Source organism: Lysinibacillus contaminans (assembly GCF_001278945.1).
Taxonomy (GTDB): Bacteria; Bacillota; Bacilli; order Bacillales_A; family Planococcaceae; genus Lysinibacillus; species Lysinibacillus contaminans.
On sequence record NZ_LGRV01000003.1, the window covers coordinates 1,477,708 to 1,495,917 of the forward strand.

Sequence of the window (18,210 nt, forward strand, 5' to 3'; positions counted from 1 at the left end):
ATTGATACGAAGACTTTTAGATTAGATTTGATTAACATCCACAAAATACTTTTATAGCTTAAATTTTTGTACTTGATGATTTAGATTTTCCGCCATTATTGCTAATTGCTCAGTACTATTCGCTATTTCTTCCATCGTACCTACTGTTTCCTCAATTGTCGCTGATGTCTCTTGCACACCTGCAGCTGATTGTTCAGAAACGGCTGCAATTTCATCAATAGCATGATTGATTTGCTCCGTTGTTGCCGCGATACCTTGAAGATTTCCGGTAATGCCTTGAATATTGCTAAACATACTATTAACTGCTGTTGCAATATCTCCGAAAGTTCCGCTAGTATCAGTAATTTGCTCAGTTCCTTTTTTAACTTCCTCGTAGCCCATTTGAAGTGAAGATGTAACGCCGACTGTCTCGGTTTGGATTCGAGTTACAATAGACGAAATATCTGTTACTGAAAACGATACTTGCTCAGCCAGCTTGCGTACCTCATCCGCCACAACGGCAAAGCCTTTACCATGTTCTCCTGCTCTTGCTGCTTCAATCGCAGCATTTAGTGCCAGCAGATTTGTTTGGTTCGCAATATTATCAATCACGGATACTAGTTTTGAAATTTCCTGTGATTGTGAATTTAAGCCCTCAACCTTCGAAACAGCCTCTTGGACAATGCGATCAATCGCAAACATTTGTTGCGTTGATGAATTCATTAATTGTTGACCAGCTGTTGTTAATTGTAATACTTCTTTGGAGTGTCCTTCTAAATCCGTGCCCTCATTCGTTGCTTGTTGTACATTGACTTTAAAGTTTTCGATAATTTGTGCTAAGTCGCTTGCATTGTTTGCCTGTGATTCGGACCCATCAGCTATTTCTAGCATTGTTACGGCAATTTGTTCTGCACCCGTTTTCACTTCAACTGCTGATTGCGCTAACTCTTCACTATTTGCAGCGACGTTTTCAGAAACATCATTAATAGAACTTAATATTTCATGAAGCTTACTATTCATTGTATTAGTAGATTTCATAAGAATCCCAATCTCGTCCTGCAATTTTTCAGGTAGAGGCGGTTGGCTAATATCACCTTCTGCCATTGCTGAAATTTTATGTATTACAGCTTTAATTGGATTAGCAATTAATTTAGCTGAAACAAAGGCGATTAAAATGGCAAGTATAGTTATTAGAGTCCCCATGTATATGCTAACTTTCATAGAAATATTAGTCTGGGCTATCATATCCTTCCCAAGCTCACTAATATTATCTTCTCTTAACTGGGCTAACCCTTCATAACCTTCTCTCACCTCTGCAGCAAGATCGTCCATTGAATTTAAATTTTGAATCGCCAGCTCTACATTTCCCTTATCGTACTCATCAAATACATCCGTTTGTACAAATTCTCGCCATTCCCTTGCTTTCTCTACTATAATTGCTAATTTTTCATTGTTTGATAATTTGCTTAGTATTGCATTATTTTCTTCAGCAATCTCTGTGTATTTATGAAATTCATCTTTATGCTTTTCTTCGCCTGTTAACACATAACTTTTTGCGGCAGTTGTCCGGACACTTATCGCGGAAGCAAGTTTTTCATTTGCAGATAATAACTGTAATTCTTGTTCCACAATGTCTTTACTAGTAGAAATCACTTGTCTATTTGCTGCATAGTTATAAGAATTAAAAAATCCTATTAAAAATACGACAACAAAAAATGCACTCAATATCTTTGCCCTAATTGTTTTGAACTTAAGTTTCTGTAACATAATACTTACCACTTCCTTACTTTTTCTTCGTGAAATCAACTCAATTCATTACTAAAAAATATATAAAATTAACCTCACAATATTATTTGAATAGTTTCATTTGCATTCCCAAAAATAAATATAGCATCTATTCCATATTCCTAACATAACTCTATATGTACATTTCATTCGCAATTTTCAATAAATAAAGCCGACAATAACATGCTTAAATATTCATGATTAGTAACATAATCAAATAATAACATCACTTTTTCATCTTTATTTGATATTACTATTCCAATAATATATTTACTCAAGAAAACGAATACGTGCAGAAAATAAAAATTCATTTATTTTATCCCCATAATATGTAATTTAACTTATTGCAACTAGATAACATCCATCACTTTATAGATAATATAAAAACTATGTCACTGAATTCTTCAAATAATACTTTTAAAGTAGGCATAAAAATTAAAAATGCAAAGGTCTAAATTTGTCCTTTGCATCACTTTTTATAATTTAAATTGTCTTACCTGCTCATTCATCTGCTCTGCCATTTCAGCGAGCACATCTGTACTTCTTGCCACTTCTTCCATCGTGCTTGCCGTTTCTTCAATAGTAGCAGACGTTTCCTGTACACCAGCTGCTGATTGTTCAGAAATTGCAGCAATCTCATCAATCGCCTGGTTAATTTTTGTAGTGGTTTCAGCGATACCATGTAAGTTACCTGAAATGGTTTCGATATTGGCAAACATGTTATTCACTGCCCCAGAAATATTCTCGAAAGTCTCACCTGTGTACGTAATTTGCGCCGTACCGCGTTTTACTTCCTCATAACCAGCTTGAAGAGAAGTTGTTACGCCAACTGTCTCAGTTTGAATGCCTGATACGATTGTTGAAATATCTATCACGGATAACGATACTTGTTCTGCAAGTTTCCTTACCTCATCCGCCACAACCGCAAAGCCTTTCCCATGCTCCCCTGCACGGGCCGCTTCAATCGCTGCATTTAGTGCCAGTAAATTTGTTTGGTTCGCAATGCCATCAATAACTGAGACAAGTCTTGTAATTTCTTTTGACTGTTCACTTAGCCCTTCTACTTTTATAACAGACTCTTTAACGATACGGTCGATCGCATGCATTTGCTCTGTTGAAGAGTTCATTAAACCCTGCCCTGCAGCAGTTAATTGCTGAACATTTTTCGAATGGGACTGTAGATCTACTCCCTCTTTTGTTGCCTCATTCACATTGACGATAAAGGAATCCATCATCACTGCTAAATCACTGGAATTACTTGCTTGAGATTCCGATCCTTCTGCTAACTCCTGCATCGTAAGTGCAATTTGTGTCGAACCGGATTTCACTTCAAGGGCTGACTGCGCTAATTCTTCACTACTACTTGCCACGTTCTCTGACACAGTTTGTAAGGAACCAATAATTGTTTGAAGTCGCTCATTCAAATGATTCGTGGATGTCATAAGTGTGCCGATTTCATCCTGTAACTTCGCCTTAAGAGGCTCTTGTGAGATATCACCCTCCGCCATTTTTGTGATATAGGTAATAACCTTTTTCACAGGTAGAGAAATATTACGAGCCGTCGTAAAGGCAAGAATTAATGCAAACAACGTTACAAATCCACCTAAAAGCATACCGATGATTTGAGACTTACGACTTTGTGATACTAACCCTTCACCAAACTCACTAATATTTTGCTTGCGCTCCTCTGCCAATTTCCCATACCCGTTTTGTATATCTAGCGCATCAATATCTGCCTTATTCATGTTTGTGACTGCTTGCTCAACCTGTCCTTTGTCATACACTTGGAACACATCTGTTTCGATAAATTCCCGCCACGTAATTGCCTCATTTACAAGTGATTCAAACTCTGATGAATTAGACATTTCCTTAATAATTTTAATATTTCCATCTGCAATTTTTATGTATTCATTAAACGTATCCTTATACTGTGGATCCCCAGTCATCACATAGCTTTTCGCCGCGGATGTACGAATATGTATCGACGAAGCTAGCTCCTCACTTGCAATTAATAGCGGCAATTCCACTTCGGTAATCTCCTTCGAAGCAGTCACAATCTTTTTATTTGAAAATGTATTATTTGTATTAAACACCGCAATCATTACTACTACAATTAAAAACGCACTCAAAATCTTAGCACGTATAGATTTAAAACGAAATAATTGCAACTTTCCTTCCTCCCTTTTAATTAAATACTATTTCTCAAAAATAATTTAAGTGAATCAATTTCATAATTCGTATATTCATCAAGGAATACGAACATTGCCAAGATAAAAAATATGTTCGTTCGCATCGTTACGCTACAGGCGGACGCTTTCCGCGGGCAACCACCGAGTCGCTTCCCTCGCTACGCTCAGTCCAGGGTCTCGGTTTGCTTGCTTTTCCCGCTGGAGTCGCCGCCTTCCGCTCCACTGAAATGTTCGTGATTTTTCCTAGAAAAACTATTTATGAAATTAACTAAAGTCTATATATTAGTAATATATCACATCTATTATATGGATAAATAGATTTATGGTTACTTTTTAAAAATAGAAACTAAAATATGAACAGTTGTAAGCTTACGTTCTGCCTGCAACTATATTGCAAAAATGAATAGTCAAACTGCAACATTTGTAATCAAACTGTAAATACCACCGACAAAACCTTTTATACCAAGCTTTCAAGCCTCTTTCAAACGGTATGAGGAAACATTTACCTACAAGAATCTACACTTTTCCATGCTACTATTACTCTTGTAGTTAAGTTACAGGAGGTTATACAACATGAATAAACAACTTTTAAAAACTACATTAGCTCTAACAATTGGTTTTAGTACACTGGGAATGACTCAGGCAACATTTCAACCAATAACAGTAGAGGCTGCAACAACAAATGTACAAAATAACGATCAAGCCGTTGCTGCAAAAGCGGAGCAACTAATTCAAACTGGGAAAAGCTTAATAGGTAAGGCGACATATAGTAATACAGAGTACAAGCCTACTTATCCGTACAAATTTTCTTGTGCTTCATTTTTAATGTACATTTTCGAGAAAAACGGTGTAGATCTTGCGACTTATAATGAAAATTATATGATCCAACAAGGGACAGCTGTTGCGAAAAACCAACTACAAAAAGGGGATTTGCTCTTCTTTAAGAGTAAAACAACAGGAACTGATCCTGATCATGTAGGTATGTATATTGGTGACAACAAAATTATACACATGGCTGACTCCAAGCAAAACATCGTCATTTCTGATTTAAGTAGCAAGCCGTATTATACACAAAATTATGTAGGTGCACGAAGAGTATTACCTACATTACTTTCAGCTAATCCTGCCACGAAAGGCGATACAATTGTTCAAAACGCCTATACTTATAAAAACAAAGTAACAATAAGCTCTACTAATAGTGAACAGAATTTACGTTTTACGGCCCCTGGCTTTGTAGAGTATGTATATCGTAAGAGTGGCGTACAACTTGGTACAACGAACTTAAAAGAGCAAATGAATCTTGGAACGACGGTTTCACGTGCGAATCTGAAAAAAGGAGATTTAGTGTTCTTTGGTAGTTCAAAGGGCTCTAAAACCCCTTCTCTTGTAGGTATCTATATGGGAGATCATCGTATCATGGTGCCAAATTCAGATGGCATTATTACAAGAGTACTAATGGTTGACTATTATAATGAGCGTTATATTACAGCAAAACGCGTTACTTCAGTAAATTCAACTCCTCCTGTCAGCTCGTCAACAGCCGCTGCCGATAAAATTGTCACGACTGCCACAGGTTTGATGGGCAAAGCAAAATTTGGCTATTCATATGACGAAAAATCGCTCACATTTACAAGTGCAGGATTTACCTACTATGTCTATAAACAGCACGGAATTGATTTAAAGGATAAATTAGCGAGCAGACAGGCATTAGTCGGAACAGCTGTGCAAAAAACACAGTTGCAAAAAGGAGATCTCCTTTTATTCTCAACTAATAATGGGGGAAAACAAATCACCCAAACAGGCATTTATATTGGTGGCAATCAATATATTAGTATGACATCTAATAATGTAGTCAAACAAAGCATAAATTCAACATGGGCGAAACAAAACTATGTTTCGGCACGCCGAGTTATCAAATAGGAAACAGAGCAAAAGAAGCATCCAATCTTCATGAAGAGGATGCTTCTTTTTTCATGCCCTATTTTAGATCTTTTAAGATACTAGCGAATTCAATCATGGATTTACTAGACATAGGGCCCTTTATAAGTACAATCGTATCACGATCCAGCTTTGGTTTAAGTTCATCTAAAACGCCTGTTACATCTTTAAAAATATGAACCTCTGCCTTTGTTCCATCTTTCATCGCTTGATTGGCTATATTTTCTGCCCTTGTTCCAATTGTAATAAGCGTATGAATATTTCTTTGTGCGACCATCGTGCCAATCTCACGATGATACTTTTCTTCAAAATTACCCAACCGCTTAATATCCCCTAATACAAGAATTACTTTTTTCTCTTTTCCTATCGTATCCAAAACCTTCAAGGCTGCTTCAACAGATGTTGGATTATTTGTCCATGTATCATCTATAATGGTACTTCCACCAAGACCGGATGAAAACTCTAGATGCCTTGCCATCTGTTTGAATATCCTTAAACGGGAGATGGCATTTCTAATTGACATGCCCATTTCTTTTACAGCAGCGATAGCTGCTAGTGCATTGTATACTTGGTGTTCGCCGTATCCAGGCACAAAAACATGATACTTTTCATCCGATACTTGAAGTACAAATCTCATCCCGCTGTTCATGAATTGGATACGAGAGGCTTTGTAGTCTGCTTGTTCCTGTACACCAATGGTAATAATTTTCCCTTTAAACTTATGCATAGGTAATTTTTTTGTATTTGCATCATCAGCATTGATGATTAAAGTACCGTCCTTCGTTAGTCCTTCTAATATTTCCGACTTCGCCTTTATATAACCATCAAGATTTCCACATCCATCTAAATGATGCACTCCGATATTCGTAATGATGCCAATTGTAGGCTGGTAAATCATGCATTGATGTTTAATATTCCCTGTATTGCCCAGACCTAGTTCGAATACAGCAGCTTTTGTTGTCTTATCAATACCTGTCAGATAGGGTAAGGATTGACGCGGTTCATTTTTACTACTAATAGATGCTTGAACATTCCATTCCTTACTAACTATATGTTTAATCATTTCTTTCGTCGTTGTTTTCCCACATGTACCGGTTAATGCGACGACAGGTATTTGAAAAAGGCCCCTGTAGTATTTGATAAACTTCCAATATGCTTGCATAATACTTTTCACTCGAAGTACAGTCGTATTGGCAAGCGCATTTCCTAGCTCAGTTGAAGACTTATCTGAAATGACAAGAGATGGTCCCTTATCATCGATTTCTTGCCAATTTATTTCATCGTTTCGACTAACAAACATGAGTGAATTACTTTGCGTCAGATCATGCCGATTATAAAAGATTGCATGATTGACAGACCATAGCTCAGAACCGTTCAATAGTTCCCCTTGCAGTAATTTCTTAATATCCCTCACTTGTATAGATTGCACGAAAATTCCGCCCCCTTTCAGTATAATATGAAATGCGATTTCTGGACGATTGGGTCGTCAACGTCCTATCCTTCCGCATTTCTAGCATTCACTATCGTTTTATACATAGCTTTATCTTCTAAGCTATCAAACATCCCAATATCTGGGACAGTATTTCCTTCAATTATCCAGAGCGCTCCAATCTTGGTCATGCCCACGTCAAAGCCTATGATATCTAGCTGTGCATAATTTTCATCAAGACGTTTTGAAGCCTGCAAGCAAATCCCGTCTAGTCGAACGTCGAAAGGTTTTAAATATATACGTAAAATCTTAGCATCCTGTATGGACTGATTTAAGGTTAATAATTTTTGGGCAGCGTTCGTAATAACAAAGTCATTTCCAGCGACTTTCACGAGTTTACCGGTAACTTTCCATATACCATTAATTTTTTGTGTTACGACCCTTACATCCATAGGACAATCGCTGATGGTAGCTAACGGAATCCTCTGCTGCACAATATAATATTTTCGGGATAAATATTTCTGATTTATATAGTAAAAAGCCTCATCTAAGCTTGGTTTCAACATCTTCCGCATACCGGAGTGAATCTCATAAACAGATGTACTTCTTTTACTAATTTGAATAACACCTACGCCATGTTGACCGATGCAAGGCTTTAGAATAATGACTTTATAGCGTTCTAAGAAATAGTTAAACGTTGTATGGGTAAGCAAATCTGTGTGAGGCAAATAATTTCGAAGTTTACGTTCAGTCCTAAGAGCATAATATTGACTCCATTTACTGTTTGGTAAGTGAAGAATCGTATCGTAAATCCAAATTCGCCCCCTCCAATCATACCCAACCTCGATTACGATTGTGTGGCAATTAGGATATACTTCCCCTAGTTTTTCGGCTGCGAGTGTAACTACCTGTTGTATTTTCTTACAATAGATTTTAGCAACAAGTGCATCTAAAATAGTTCGTGATTGCTTCGTTTCCGAGGCTATATTCCATTTTGATTGTGATGTCTTTCTGTGCATCGTCAAAAAATATCGAAATGTTTTTTTAGCTACAGGGGATTTTTGAAGTATATAGTATCGCTGTTCCAGTTTTTTTTGCAGTGCCGCATATAATGCTTCTAAATTAGGTACTGTCAAATCGTCGTCACTTGATTGAATATAGTAAACATTATTTTCACGATATACTTTAAGTTCCTCTGGACCAAAAGCCGCTTTAATGACAATTTGCTCGTTATTTGCATCCAGTATGGTAGCTAACGATTTCTTTGAAAATAGGAAAGTTTCGATAAGATGCTTTCGTAATCTTTTGTCTGCTGCTAATATTTTATATTGCGCAAACCTGCCACGGCTTACTTTCATTTCTCCCTTCCTCCTCGATATAGAAAACCTCTCAGCCATTTCCAACTGAAAGGTCCTTTACTATTACATTTCCTGACAGCCTAAAGCCACAATGGAACCTTGTGGAACTTGGACAGCACATTTTTGGTTAAAGAACCCTTTAATAACAAAACTTTGAACAATATCATTCGCTGATTGCGACACTTGATCTAAAAAGACTGCTTCAAAAGGATATTCCATCATTCCAACTGTTCCTGTACCTTTAACTGTTACTGTACAGTGATACCGTTCCTTATTACATGTAATTGAGGTGATGCAATTTGCTGTAAATAAGAAGCTGAATCGATCTGGTGTGTCTATATCTTCAAATCTTAAGGACAGCGTAGAAGACGGTAGTGTAGTTACACATATATTGGCTTTGTATGTTAAATTACCTTTAACCTTTTTCCAAACCTTATGAAACTTAACAGGCTTATTTTCCGCACACGCATCTACAGTTACACCACAAGGACATATAACTCCCATATGTTTCCCCCTCCTTTCTAGTAGATTATTACACTATATTATCGAGCCAACTTGTGTGGCACAGTATTTATCACGTAGTAATAGATTGTTACCTTACTATTAAAAAACCCCTTTGAATGACATCCTATTCAGAGGGGAGTGAGGGCTTTATCTTCAATTCTGCCGCTAAGTCGAAAATTTGTTTACTGTACATATCCCCTTTAATGAGCACTATTGTATTTTCGTCCACTATATCATCTAATAACTGATAAACGAGGGTATTACTTTTAAATGAATAAACAGGTGCATTAAAGCCTAATTTAACTGCATGATCTGCCATAATGCGTGCATGCTCTCCAATAGTAATTAGCACATCAACCCCAATGCGATGGATTAACTCACCCGCTTGCTCATGAATTGTATATCCCCAAGACCCTAAATCTGTGATTGTTCCAATAACCGCCACCTTTTTTTTACCATCACCAAGCGAATTTAATACCTTCAATGCGGCTTCTAAGGAAGTGGTCGTGATACTCCAAGTATCATCTAATAAAATCGAGTGATTAATGCCTTCAAATAGTTGTAGTTGCTTATTCAATTGCCGATATGTTCGCAATTGTTTAGCCGCTGCCGGTATTGATACACCCATTTCAAAAACAGCTGCAATGGCAGCAAGTGCATTATATACTTGATGCTCACCAAATCCAGGTACAACTATTTCATGGTTGGTCGTTTTATGATGAATCGTAAATTGCATACCATTTTGACCGTAGCGAATATGACTTGCTCGAAAATCACAGGATGCATCCTTACCAATTTTCATAATATGCCCTCGAAATTTCGACAAATCAACTTGTTTTGTATTAACATCATCCGCATTGAGAATTAATGATCCGGTGGGATGAACAATGTCCACCATTTCTCCTTTGGCTTCGATGTAGCCCTCCAATGTTTTGCAGTAATTTAAATGATGAGCCCCTATATTGGTAATAATCCCGATTGTCGGTTTGAAATACTTACCTGCATTACTTACATCCCCCGGTGACCCAACAGCTGTTTCAAAGACGGCGGCTTCGGTATCATCCTCAATGCCGAGTAAATATTGCAAAGAAGCCGTTCGGGAATTACTGCTTAGAGTAGTTGCCATCACTTTTTTATCAGCGGAAAGAATATGTTTAATCATCTCCTTTGTCGTTGTTTTCCCAGAAGTACCAGTAATAGCAACAATAGGTATATTAAATTGACTCCGGTAATAATGTACAAACTTCCAGTAGGCCTCATCCGCATCCGCTACTATTATGACTATCACATGTTTAGGAATCTCATTTTGACTATAAGGCCAATCTGTTACAAGGATTAGAGGGGAAAGCGGTTCAAGACTTTTCCAGTTTACTATTCGTTTATTTGTAAAAAGGGCGGTATTTGGCTTTTTTACTTGTTTTAGTCGATATGCGCCGTACTGAATCAATACTTCATCCGACCCTTGCACCGCTTTACCTGCAATAATGGCTGTTAAATTCTTCACCGAAAGTGGCTTCATATCAATTCACTCTCCTTTCTTTTCTATTATATGTACCTCAAGAAAAGTTGATTGGATGAAAACATGATACATAACCAGAAGAAAGCTATTTCTTAGCATATTTATAAAATGTGTAATAACAATCCAAGTAATTATTAAAGGAGCGAGATAATTGAAAGCAATTATTTTTATCGGTACAAATAAATCCGGATCAAGCCGCGAAGCAATTAAAGCAGCAGAGAAATTGGGTTACTTGACGGTGCTTTTCACAAACAATGAAAAGCAATTACAACAGAGAAAAGCCTATCCAGATATCCATAAGATGATTTTCATCGATACTACTAATATAGAGAAAATGAAAGCGGAAATTCGGAATTTGTCTAGTATCGGATTAGAGATTAAAACTATTGTTAGTTTTGTAGATCCCTTTGTTCATATTGCCTCTATTTTATGTGATGAATTTTGTCAAAATTATTCATCATCAAAAGCCATTGAAATGATGGAAGATAAAGAAGAAACAAGAAATTTCCTAAAGAACCAACCATATTCTCCGAAGTTTGTTCCTATCAAACCTAACGAATCATTTGCCAATAATATGGAATTCCCAGTGATGGTGAAATCCCCAAAATCAACCGGTTCTAAAGATGTATTGCTGGCAAAAAATAAAAGGCAACTAAATAAACATCTCCGGTTCCTCCAAAGCAAAAAACCTGATGAAACAATCATGATTGAGGAGTTTATTAAAGGGCCACAATATTTAGTTGAGGCCCTCGTCTATAAACGGCAAGCTCAAATTATCGGCATTATTGAACAAGAAATAACAGAGGGCAACCGTTTTATCATTACTGGTTATGGTGTACTCGCTGAAGTTCCAACAGATATTCAAACAGGTATTGAGGAGGTGCTCCATTCTATCGTCAAAGAATTTGACATTGAAAATGGGACACTACATCTAGAGCTCCGTTTGACAGACCATGGTTGGAAACTAATCGAGATAAATCCTAGAATCTCTGGGGGGGCCATGAATAACATGATTCTCGCTGCATTCGGATTTAGTTTAGTCGAAGAAACGCTTAAATTATTTTTAGGTGAACAACCGAATGTCGAGCCAAGGCACAGAAAGTTTATCTTTACAAAATACGTCATTGTTGAGAGGAAAGGCATTTTAGAAAGAGTGATAGGAAAAACAAGAGCGACTAGGTCAGAAGGTGTTGTAGATGTATATGTGAAACCTAAAAGAGGGACATTTTTAACCCCACCATTATCCATGGGCCACCGCTATGCATACGTTATTGCAGAAGGAGTTACATTAGCTGAAGCTACAAATAATGCCATTACCGCTGCAAAGGAAATCAAGTTTCTGTTGAATCCCATCTAAACGTGATATTTCAAAAGAAGCGATTTACATGCCCTCCTAATTATTAAAAATATCTCCTCCTCTATAGACATTCGTTCAACAAACAAAACCCCGAATAATTGCCACAATCAAGTTGGCAGTTATTCGGGGTTTTGAATTTATGCTTTAAATGTTTGATCTAGGAATTTAACAGTGTCAAACATATTCGTTTTACTCGCACCTTTTACTAGAATGGTGTCGTCACGGCTTACGATTTTCTCTAGTAGCGCATGCAATTCTTCCTTATTTATAAAATGATAAATATTTGACTGGTTCATCCCGATTGCCTTAGCTGCTGCACCTATCTCTTCAGTCCTAAATCCATAGGTAATTAAAAGATCAATGCCTTGTTCAGAAACGTATTCGCCCACTTTTCGATATTCTTCTTCTCTCAATTCCCCTAATTCTCGCATTTGCCCGATTATGGCAATTTTTCTGTTCTTTCCAATATTAGAGAGTACATCAATAGCAGCCTTTACGCCCTGAGGATGTGAGTGAACAGTATCATCAATGACCGTAATTTGATCGCGACAGTTATACACGGTTAGCCTTCTTGGTGGCTTTTTGAAATTTAGACCCGCCTTAATTTCCCTTGGGGTAAACCCTAATTGATCGGCAACCGCAATGGCATTGAGCGCATTGTACACATGATGTTCGCCTAAAATGGGAATATACAAAGAAATTACCCTCCCTTTTAGTTTCATCTTAAAGGACATGCCATTGTTTTTATATCGAATACCATAAGCTCTATAGTCCGCTTCAGAATGGATACCGACTGTCAGTATTTCTCCTTTAAATTGCTTCATCGATAAATACTTCGAATTCTCATCATCCTTGTTAACCACAAGTAACCCATTTTGATCCATTCCATGTATTAATTCTGATTTTGCCAATGCTACTTTTCGAATATCTCCATCAAAGTTCCCAACATGTGCTAGGCCAATATTTGTTACGACGCTGATATTTGGTTGGATGATGCGACAGTGATTTGTGATAATGCCTGGATAGGCCATTCCGTACTCAAGAACAACAGCTTCATGTGAAGCATTAATCTCTTCAGCATGTTTTTTTGTATGCTCTGTCGTATTCCAATAATCTTTCGACTCAAAAATATTCCATTTTTTTGATAAAATAGACGCAAGGAATGCCTTTGAGGTCGTTTTTCCAGCGCTTCCGGTAATGGCGATAATCGGTAAATCTGATTTGGCAACTAGATGCTTGTTCTTGCGTTCCACAATTTCATTTTTAATATGTTCTTGGTTTTTTGCTATATATATTGCATATTGAATTGTATGGAGAACCACATCTAATTCTAAATAAAATGCTGGTGGGCAACCTGGACGCCAGTTTACTTCATATATCCAAATTTTTTGATGCTCATCTAATCCTACATCAATGCCAATTTCGTCAATAACCTCCCCAAATTTCAACATCTGAATTTCGTCTAAATGACGTGCTAATGATAATGAAAAATGCTCCAGTATGCGCCGAATATTATACGCTTCTTCCTTAAATTCCTGTTCCAAAAATGGATCTAAATAATTGGTAAACCCACCATTGTTAATATTAGGTATTATTGAGCCTTTTGGGGCCACTCGCGGATAAATAGTCGTCACAACCCACTTGCCCTCTCCATTTTTTTGTACATGGAGACGAAAATCAAAGACTTGACCCGATTTCATCATCGATTGAATATAGGGTTGCATGATAAACGTGCCTGTAGATAGTTGCTCACTTAACAATTCATTTAGCTCCGACTTAGAATAACTAGTATTTTCGCTATCCTTCCGTACCTCAAAAGCACTTTCATTTTTCGAAATGAAATAGATTCCCTTTCCCTTACGTCCGTCAATCGGTTTAAACACTACTTTTTCATACGTATCGATAAACTTATGAAATGCTCCAACATTTCTCACCGTGTCTGTAGGGATTAAATAACTAGCAAATTCCTTTGCCTCCTTTAGACGCTCCATAACATTCCATTTATTCCCTATAGAATACGTTGTAAAAGGTATTTCCTTTTTCAATTTCTCAATAATCCATTTCGATACTGCTAGTTTTTCGGGACTGCCTGCATTATAAATCACATCTGGAAAGGGCATAACTTTTTCCTGCCATTGCCCTTCTTCATACACCTTACCTTTTATGGTACGGTCTTCAAAATTAACGCTCTTAGGTGTAAAGTAAAAAAACTGAGCTCCTTCTGCCCTGGCAACTGCTGCATATGCATATGACTTAATAACTGTTTTAGGATCTAGACGATGATGCAACATTCCAATGATTGTCATGAAATTATCTTCCTTTCATTGTATTATCTAGCTATTAAATTCAGCAAATGCAACTTGCATATGGACAGATGCTCTAGTTTAAAAATTATTTTAGTAGTTTTAACTGTATTTTCATTACCACTTGGGCTCAATGATAATTTTTCTTTGTAATAAGTCAGGACTTAATAACTGAATGGCTGATATAAAGCCTAATTCAATGGTTTTTTCAGATGATGTCCTTTCTAATCTCACAACATCAGCTATCGAATTCGTATCATTTCCTTCAAAGTCAAAGGAGCGTAACAACGAAACAGTTCCACGACAGCGCTCTTTATCAATAGATTCTATGCGAAAATACTCAGTTTCAAATTGCTTTGCTTTATCTATTAATTTTAAGTGAACACCGTTGTTTGTTATTAAAATAAAGGGAATTGTATCACTACCAACTATTTTCAAGAGTAATTGACCATAATATTTAGAATTAAAATCCGTGATTGTATCCTGGAGTGCTTTTAAATCGCTTAGCGCATCGCATAAAAAATGCTTGTTTCCTTTCTCAATGCACAACTTCCTTTCCAACTCCTCCCTAGTCCGATTAAGCAATTTGTAAATACTTGAACAAATGCTAAGATATTAATTAGATACCTTTCTCGTTATAATATGTAGGACTAAGGAATATGTCGACATTTTTTGTAAGGTGAACAATCTAAAAAAACACTTAGGAGAATATTTTGTTTACCTTTTTACAGTTCAATCGTTATCTAGGTAGGAGGGTTGATATGAATGAAGCATTCGGCAAGCAACTACAGGAGAAATTAAAAACCATTCAGTATACATTGCTGAAAGTGGGGAAGAGTACACAGGATGCCGAGGATATTTTGCTGGAAACGTGTTTCGTTACAAGAATTCCGAAATTTTTTAATAAGGTTAATCACCAATTTCCGGGGTACACCCAATGAGTAGCTTCTTCCACATAGCGGTCCTAAATTCTAGTACATATCTTCACAATGTTCATAGCGATATAAACATAAATAGCCAACAAAAAATCGTCTCAGCTCTATAAATGATAGAGCTGAGACGATTTTAATCAAACTTTTTTCAAAAGACAAAACGTGAAATTTTCATAAAGATTATGAACTTGGTGTAGCCTCATTTTGGTTGCCTTGATTAAGGAAAATGACACCGCCAATAATAAGTAAAATGCCAATAGCTGAATAAAGATTAAACGTATCGCCCCAAATGATGATACCTAAAACGACCGTTAACGCTGTACCTACCCCAGACCAAATGGCATAAGCAAGGCTAAGTGGCAAGGTTTTTAAACATAAGGACAGGCCATAAAACGAAATACCATAACCAATGACGACACCAATTGACGGTCCAATCACTGTAAAACCTTCAGAAAGCTTAAGCATCATTGTCCCCATTACTTCGCTAACAATTGATATTGCTAAAAATACATAGCCTTTCATTCTTAACATCCTCCTTAATGTGCTCCGCCAGCAAGATTGAGAAGTATAACGCCACCAATAATCATGGCAATTCCTATGAACTTTTTAACATTGAAATTCTCTTTATAAAAGATGACTCCGACGATCGCTGTTAATGCCGTACCTAACCCTGCCCATATCGCATAAACTGTGCCAATAGCTAGAGATTGCAGCGTTAAGGATAAGAAATAGAAAGCCGACCCATATCCAACAACAACGCCAATTGACGGTAGTAATCGTTTGAATCCATTTGTCAGTTTCAACATCGAGCTCGCAAAAACCTCAGAGACAATCGAAATCAATAGAAAACCAAAAACACTCATGAAACACTGTCCTTTCTTGCCATTTGCAGTAATTGTTCAAAGACCTTTTCTTCTACTTCTCGAGAAACAGGTGCGATGTTTAATAACTTCGAATAATACAATCCATCAATCGTTAATCGAATCAAATGTACAGTAGATTCCTCAAGACCATCGTGCATCAAGTCATCTAGTAAGCGCTCATACTCTTCGGAAATTGATGAATGCTCATTTTGCATAATTTGTATTGCAATATTTAAACGTGCGCCTTGCGCTAAGTCCTTTTGAGAAACCAAAATAAATCCTCTCGTTAATCTACCAGCTCCATATTCTTGGTGAGCAAATTTTTCATAAGATTGCATGATTTCATCCATGATCGTTTCAGCAATAGCCGCTTGAAGAGCGTCCTTCGTTTTAAAATGATAGAGTAGCCCCCCTTTACTAATACCAGCTTTCCCCGCAACTCCATCCAATGTTAATGAATTCAAATCGTTATCCTGTATATATTGAATTGCTGTTTGAATGATAAGATCACGTTTTTGACTTGCTTTTGTAGACACAAAATAACCTCCTCACGTTCATACTCAATTTTTAACAAAAAATATCATTTAAACCCTTCTAACTGAAGGTTTATATAGGTTATCGGACACATTCCTGAATTTATCGACATCTACAATTAAAACCGTCTAGACGGTCTTTTTATATTTTATGTTTCACAATTTGAAAAGTCAACTCAAAAAGAATAATAAAAGTCCCAAATAGCCATCACTATTTGGGACTTTTATTATTCTTCAGCGTATTCTAAAATGTCTCCTGGCTGGCAATCCAGTGCCTTGCATATGGCATTTAAGGTAGAAAAACGCACTGCCCTTACCTTACCTGTTTTCAAATTCGATAGATTGACTATCGATACATCCACCTTCTCTGCTAGCTCACTCAACTGCATTTTTCGATCGGCTAGCATTCGATCTAATCGAATAATTATCGTCATTTCTTCACTTCCTAAGCTGTTGCATCGTATTCATCTTGTAAAAAAGCACCATATCGGAAGACACGTGCAATCGTCCAAATAATTAAGCCGGTAAATAATAATGTCCAATTAATACCGCTAAAATGATAGCTTACCCCTGCTACCCAATCAGTACTTAATAAGAGTGTATCTATATGCGTTAGATGTCCTATTGTATATGAAATGTACGTGCGAAACACACCTACTGTCATGCTTAGCAACAGTATACTATAGGCAATCCACTCAATTTTTTTACCATTAGCTATGGTAAAAATAACGCCACGACTTAAACTACCTAATAATTTTCTTACTTGCACCACAATAAATAATAGTATTCCCATGTAGATTGTTGCCACAATTAGTAGTTTCACAACATCTTTTTTCACATATTGAATATTATTAGCTACTTTATCAGCTAATTCTATTTCCATAGCTTCAAAGTTAACAGAAGCTGACACAGTCCCTTTAACAAGTATGCTGTTAACCGTCTTCTCTGGCACAATCATCGCACCTATAAGTAATCCCCCCATGAAAACAACTCCAAGTATCGTTATAACCATAATGAACGTAAAAATTGCACGTAATCCTTTTGTTAAAAATGTAAATTCCTTATTTTGAATTGATTGCTCCATAAAAACATCCCCTCTCTTACCATTTATTATACACACCATTTTATCCTTTTCAATAATTATTTAATGTTTATCATTAAAAAATTATTGTTTTACTTAAAATTAGACTTTATAGTAAGGCGTATCCTGATAATACAAATGAGGAGGTCAATATGAACAATACAATTTTAGAAATACAAAACATCTCGAAAAGCTTCAAAGGGCAAATCGTCTTACAAGATATTTCATTTTCCCTGCAACAAGGAACGATTGTCAGTCTACTTGGACCAAATGGAGTTAGTAAGAACACCCTGATGGAAAATTTCTTTCGGTTTTGAAATCCAACTTTCTCTACTTTAAGGAATTTGAAGATATGGAGCATTATAAAAACGAGTTAGCAAAGACGAAACGGATGAAGACAAAATACAAAATAAGTCCGGTACAATACCGAACTCAATTTG

The 18,210-nt window shown here is 36.6% G+C and carries 17 protein-coding genes; 4 read left to right on the forward strand and 13 right to left on the reverse strand.

Annotated features, from left to right (window positions below):
- Positions 1-51: 51 nt before the first annotated feature.
- Positions 52-1,746 carry a methyl-accepting chemotaxis protein gene (locus tag AEA09_RS09410; RefSeq protein ID WP_053583584.1) on the reverse strand — a complete coding sequence of 565 codons (1,695 nt, stop codon included), beginning with the start codon at positions 1,744-1,746 and terminating at the stop codon, positions 52-54.
- Between the two features lie 494 nt (positions 1,747-2,240).
- The gene (locus AEA09_RS09415; protein WP_053583585.1) at positions 2,241-3,932 is read right to left on the reverse strand and encodes a methyl-accepting chemotaxis protein; all 1,692 of its coding nucleotides are present in this window, start codon (positions 3,930-3,932) and stop codon (positions 2,241-2,243) included.
- Between the two features lie 594 nt (positions 3,933-4,526).
- Between AEA09_RS09415 and AEA09_RS09420 the strand changes: the two genes are divergently transcribed.
- Positions 4,527-5,873 carry a C40 family peptidase gene (locus AEA09_RS09420; RefSeq protein ID WP_053583586.1) on the forward strand — a complete coding sequence of 449 codons (1,347 nt, stop codon included), beginning with the start codon at positions 4,527-4,529 and terminating at the stop codon, positions 5,871-5,873.
- A 58-nt stretch (positions 5,874-5,931) separates the two neighbouring features.
- Here AEA09_RS09420 and AEA09_RS09425 read toward each other — a convergent pair whose 3' ends face one another.
- From AEA09_RS09425 to AEA09_RS09440, 4 genes are all read right to left on the reverse strand, one after another.
- Positions 5,932-7,320 carry a UDP-N-acetylmuramoyl-tripeptide--D-alanyl-D-alanine ligase gene (locus tag AEA09_RS09425; protein WP_053583587.1) on the reverse strand — a complete coding sequence of 463 codons (1,389 nt, stop codon included), beginning with the start codon at positions 7,318-7,320 and terminating at the stop codon, positions 5,932-5,934.
- Between the two features lie 65 nt (positions 7,321-7,385).
- Positions 7,386-8,678: a YheC/YheD family protein gene (locus tag AEA09_RS09430; protein WP_053583588.1), complete on the reverse strand. Its 1,293-nt coding sequence runs from the start codon at positions 8,676-8,678 to the stop codon at positions 7,386-7,388.
- Between the two features lie 63 nt (positions 8,679-8,741).
- On the reverse strand, positions 8,742-9,182 hold the full coding sequence (locus AEA09_RS09435) for a hypothetical protein (protein WP_053583589.1): 441 nt from the start codon (positions 9,180-9,182) through the stop codon (positions 8,742-8,744).
- 124 nt (positions 9,183-9,306) lie between these two features.
- Positions 9,307-10,701 (reverse strand): Mur ligase family protein, encoded by a 1,395-nt coding sequence (locus tag AEA09_RS09440; RefSeq protein ID WP_053583590.1) that lies wholly within the window; start codon positions 10,699-10,701, stop codon positions 9,307-9,309.
- Positions 10,702-10,852: 151 nt separating this feature from the next.
- Between AEA09_RS09440 and AEA09_RS09445 the strand changes: the two genes are divergently transcribed.
- Complete coding sequence (locus AEA09_RS09445) at positions 10,853-12,058, forward strand: ATP-grasp domain-containing protein (RefSeq protein ID WP_053583591.1); 1,206 nt, start codon at positions 10,853-10,855, stop codon at positions 12,056-12,058.
- A 137-nt stretch (positions 12,059-12,195) separates the two neighbouring features.
- Here the strand turns inward: AEA09_RS09445 and AEA09_RS19595 are convergent, their stop codons facing one another.
- On the reverse strand, positions 12,196-14,364 hold the full coding sequence (locus AEA09_RS19595) for a YheC/YheD family protein (protein WP_082332617.1): 2,169 nt from the start codon (positions 14,362-14,364) through the stop codon (positions 12,196-12,198).
- A 114-nt stretch (positions 14,365-14,478) separates the two neighbouring features.
- Positions 14,479-14,910, reverse strand: a complete 432-nt coding sequence (locus AEA09_RS09455; RefSeq protein ID WP_053583592.1) for a CotY/CotZ family spore coat protein — start codon at positions 14,908-14,910, stop codon at positions 14,479-14,481.
- A 212-nt stretch (positions 14,911-15,122) separates the two neighbouring features.
- On the opposite strand from AEA09_RS09455, the gene AEA09_RS09460 reads away from it, so the two are divergent.
- Positions 15,123-15,302 carry a hypothetical protein gene (locus AEA09_RS09460; protein WP_053583593.1) on the forward strand — a complete coding sequence of 60 codons (180 nt, stop codon included), beginning with the start codon at positions 15,123-15,125 and terminating at the stop codon, positions 15,300-15,302.
- Between the two features lie 171 nt (positions 15,303-15,473).
- On the opposite strand, the gene AEA09_RS09465 is transcribed toward AEA09_RS09460, so the two are convergent.
- From AEA09_RS09465 to AEA09_RS09485, 5 genes are all read right to left on the reverse strand, one after another.
- A complete protein-coding gene (locus AEA09_RS09465; protein WP_053583594.1) occupies positions 15,474-15,815 on the reverse strand; it encodes a DMT family transporter in 342 nt (113 codons plus the stop codon).
- A gap of 14 nt (positions 15,816-15,829) precedes the next feature.
- Entirely contained in the window at positions 15,830-16,156 is a 327-nt protein-coding gene (locus tag AEA09_RS09470) for a DMT family transporter (protein WP_053583595.1), read from the reverse strand.
- Positions 16,153-16,692 carry a TetR/AcrR family transcriptional regulator gene (locus tag AEA09_RS09475; protein WP_053583596.1) on the reverse strand — a complete coding sequence of 180 codons (540 nt, stop codon included), beginning with the start codon at positions 16,690-16,692 and terminating at the stop codon, positions 16,153-16,155. Before AEA09_RS09475 ends, AEA09_RS09470 begins: the two co-directional genes overlap by 4 nt.
- A gap of 224 nt (positions 16,693-16,916) precedes the next feature.
- On the reverse strand, positions 16,917-17,123 hold the full coding sequence (locus AEA09_RS09480) for a helix-turn-helix domain-containing protein (RefSeq protein WP_053583597.1): 207 nt from the start codon (positions 17,121-17,123) through the stop codon (positions 16,917-16,919).
- Between the two features lie 11 nt (positions 17,124-17,134).
- The gene (locus tag AEA09_RS09485; RefSeq protein ID WP_053583598.1) at positions 17,135-17,773 is read right to left on the reverse strand and encodes a DUF2975 domain-containing protein; all 639 of its coding nucleotides are present in this window, start codon (positions 17,771-17,773) and stop codon (positions 17,135-17,137) included.
- Positions 17,774-17,922: 149 nt separating this feature from the next.
- Between AEA09_RS09485 and AEA09_RS20625 the strand changes: the two genes are divergently transcribed.
- Positions 17,923-18,087, forward strand: coding sequence for a P-loop NTPase family protein (locus AEA09_RS20625; protein ID WP_156312119.1), 165 nt, complete (start codon positions 17,923-17,925; stop codon positions 18,085-18,087).
- The last annotated feature ends 123 nt before the right edge of the window (positions 18,088-18,210 follow it).

Bases quoted from the DNA above. Each gene is read 5' to 3' on its own strand.
- AEA09_RS09480 (WP_053583597.1), bottom strand. From the start codon at position 17,123: ATGACGATAATTATTCGATTAGATCGAATGCTAGCCGATCGAAAAATG.
- AEA09_RS19595 (WP_082332617.1), bottom strand. From the start codon at position 14,364: ATGACAATCATTGGAATGTTGCATCATCGTCTAGATCCTAAAACAGTT.
- AEA09_RS20625 (WP_156312119.1), top strand. From the start codon at position 17,923: ATGAACAATACAATTTTAGAAATACAAAACATCTCGAAAAGCTTCAAA.
- AEA09_RS09430 (WP_053583588.1), bottom strand. From the start codon at position 8,678: ATGAAAGTAAGCCGTGGCAGGTTTGCGCAATATAAAATATTAGCAGCA.
- AEA09_RS09485 (WP_053583598.1), bottom strand. From the start codon at position 17,773: ATGGAGCAATCAATTCAAAATAAGGAATTTACATTTTTAACAAAAGGA.
- AEA09_RS09470 (WP_053583595.1), bottom strand. From the start codon at position 16,156: ATGAGTGTTTTTGGTTTTCTATTGATTTCGATTGTCTCTGAGGTTTTT.
- AEA09_RS09465 (WP_053583594.1), bottom strand. From the start codon at position 15,815: ATGAAAGGCTATGTATTTTTAGCAATATCAATTGTTAGCGAAGTAATG.
- AEA09_RS09440 (WP_053583590.1), bottom strand. From the start codon at position 10,701: ATGAAGCCACTTTCGGTGAAGAATTTAACAGCCATTATTGCAGGTAAA.
- AEA09_RS09410 (WP_053583584.1), bottom strand. From the start codon at position 1,746: ATGTTACAGAAACTTAAGTTCAAAACAATTAGGGCAAAGATATTGAGT.
- AEA09_RS09460 (WP_053583593.1), top strand. From the start codon at position 15,123: ATGAATGAAGCATTCGGCAAGCAACTACAGGAGAAATTAAAAACCATT.
- AEA09_RS09420 (WP_053583586.1), top strand. From the start codon at position 4,527: ATGAATAAACAACTTTTAAAAACTACATTAGCTCTAACAATTGGTTTT.
- AEA09_RS09435 (WP_053583589.1), bottom strand. From the start codon at position 9,182: ATGGGAGTTATATGTCCTTGTGGTGTAACTGTAGATGCGTGTGCGGAA.